Annotated in this window: 2 protein-coding genes; both read right to left on the bottom strand. The window is 40.6% G+C overall.

Annotation, left to right across the window (positions count from 1 at the left end; translation table 11 throughout):
- Nucleotides 1–298: 298 nt before the first annotated feature.
- A complete protein-coding gene (locus tag D1831_RS14125; protein ID WP_125073443.1) occupies nucleotides 299–1231 on the bottom strand; it encodes a glycosyltransferase family 2 protein in 933 nt (310 codons plus the stop codon).
- A gap of 34 nt (nucleotides 1232–1265) precedes the next feature.
- Nucleotides 1266–2174, bottom strand: coding sequence for a glycosyltransferase family 2 protein (locus D1831_RS14120; protein WP_125073442.1), 909 nt, complete (start codon nucleotides 2172–2174; stop codon nucleotides 1266–1268).
- Between the last annotated feature and the right edge of the window lie 158 nt (nucleotides 2175–2332).

Here is a 2332-nt window from a genome sequence, read left to right as displayed (position 1 = left end):
AGTCACTGTGGATTCAAATCACCAAAGCAACTTGAAGATGAGTATCAAACTCAAATTCAAAATTTAGTCGTGGCATAGGACAAAAAAGTCTCTATTTAAATTGTCTATTTTATTGACAGGGGACCAGTAAGATTGTATTAACATACGGGTAACTCTGGATATAGCTGAATAACTACCGAAATTAAATTAACTTTACTATTAAAACATTAACGATGGTCTTTACTGGCACTTTTAGTCTGCCGTTAATCAAAAAAGGCACTAAAAAACTTTGCCTAAGTTTTCTAGTGCAACGTTCCAATTAAAATTTTTGACCGGGCATAAAATCGGGATTAAGTCCCTCCTGATTACGCGCTGCGTCCCGAAACGCTTCCGAATAAGCCTTGATAGCCATCTTTCGATAACCTTTGTAAAACGGACCACAAAGCTGGATCGCAAAGCGACCATAAAAATAAACTAACCAAGCAAAACTAATGGCCCGGTTATGGGTCCAACGGCGGATGGAAATCATGCGGTTCCGGTGACCATAGTAAATTCGCCAATCAGCCACAAATTTTTTCTTGTTATCAATCGATGGGATTAGCGTTTTATGGGTCAATTTAGCGGCGCTTACGTTAACCGGCTTAGATAACTTCGCCGTACGAATGGAATACTCACAATCGTCCCACCAAATAAAGAAACCAGCGTCCGCCACCCCCGTTTTACGAATGACGTCAATGCTCATAAAGACCCCACAGAAGGTGTACTGATCAAATTCAAAGTTACCTTGATATTCTTTTTCCGGTACTTCAATCGCCCTAAAAGTACTCCAATCACTAAAGCGACTCCGTTGATCAACTTGTAAGCGCCCATCCTTCACGTAAACACTACCGGTTAATACTAACCGTTCCGGATGCTGGTCGTGATAATTAATGAGTTTTTCAAAGTAATCTAAGTCAAAAATAGCATCATCATCTGATAGGGAAACCCAGTCGAGGTCTGAGCTGGCCGCCGCAATTTGCATCCCACGTGCAAAGCCACCGGCCCCGCCAATGTTTTTATCCAAATAGCGGTAATCCACATTATCCTGGCCCAATAATCCGTGTTCCTTTAACAATTGCTTGGTCCCGTCCGTTGAATGATTATCAATCAAGATAATCTTAGTGGGTGGTACGGTCTGATTTAATAAACTATTCAATGCTTCCAACAACAGCTTTTTACGATTAAAAGTTACAACAATTGCCCCATATTGCATATTCCCACTCCTTTTAACTTTTAGTCATCAATAACTACGGTAAAAATTTAGGATTTCGACCCAAATGGCCACGTTGGCCATCCTGAAATCCTTGTACGTACGCGCCAATCAGCGGCTTGGCTTGTTTTAACCGATCTTTAAACAGCAGAATCGCTAATAGTTTACGTGCCAAAAATTGACAACTATACCCCTTAGTTTGCCAGTTCTTTCCCCGGTGTTTATATAGCGATGCAATCCGATTACGCATGACGTAATATTCTTTCCAAGGAGCAATCGCCGTGCGGGTATAAGTCGTCTTGTGCAAAACCTTAGCGTCATGAACGTTCAAAAAAGGTCCTGCTTGGCGTGCACGTAACGCATATTCAAAGTCATCAAACCGAATAAAGTAGTCTTTCTCTGGTAACCCAATTTTTTCAATAAGGTCCCGTCGTAGTAGTACACCCACAAACGAAAAGATATCGTACATAAAGTCCCGGTCGTAAGCGGCTTCCGAAACTGGACGGGTGGTTAACGTTGTTTGATTAGTTAAAATTTCACGGTGCATCGCATCGTGTTGACCATTTGGAAGTAGGACTGATCCCGAAAATACTTGCTGCCGCGGGTGTTGATCAATTGACTTACGCAGAGCGGCAAAATATCCCGGTTGAAAAATAGCGTCATCATCAGATATTGAAATCCAATCACAATCCGTTTTCAAGGCCAATTGAATGCCTTGGGCGAAGCCCGCGGAACCGCCAAGATTTTGAGTACTTCGTAAATAAAAAAGATTTTTGGATTTAAAATTAAACTTTGAATGTATCAGTTGACTTGTTCCATCCGTGGACGCATTATCCACTATAATGATATATTCTGGCTTCTCCGCCTGCGCTAGCACACTACTTAATGCCTCTATCAGTAACCTTTTACGATTATAGGTTACGATGACACACGCAATTTTCGACATATTATTCCCAACACCCCACTCAAATAATTATTTTAATACTCACTACTGAGTATAACTATTCCTCAATCCTTTAACCAAACGACCCAACTTTTTTAACAAAATTAACTTATTATTTAAACAAATTGTATGTCGTGGACTCTGAATTATCTCTCAAATAT

The sequence above is a fragment of the Lactiplantibacillus garii genome, assembly GCF_003885105.1.
GTDB lineage: Bacteria > Bacillota > Bacilli > Lactobacillales > Lactobacillaceae > Lactiplantibacillus > Lactiplantibacillus garii.
Note: the sequence above shows the minus strand (reverse complement) of the source record. Positions and strands in the feature narration are given on the sequence as shown.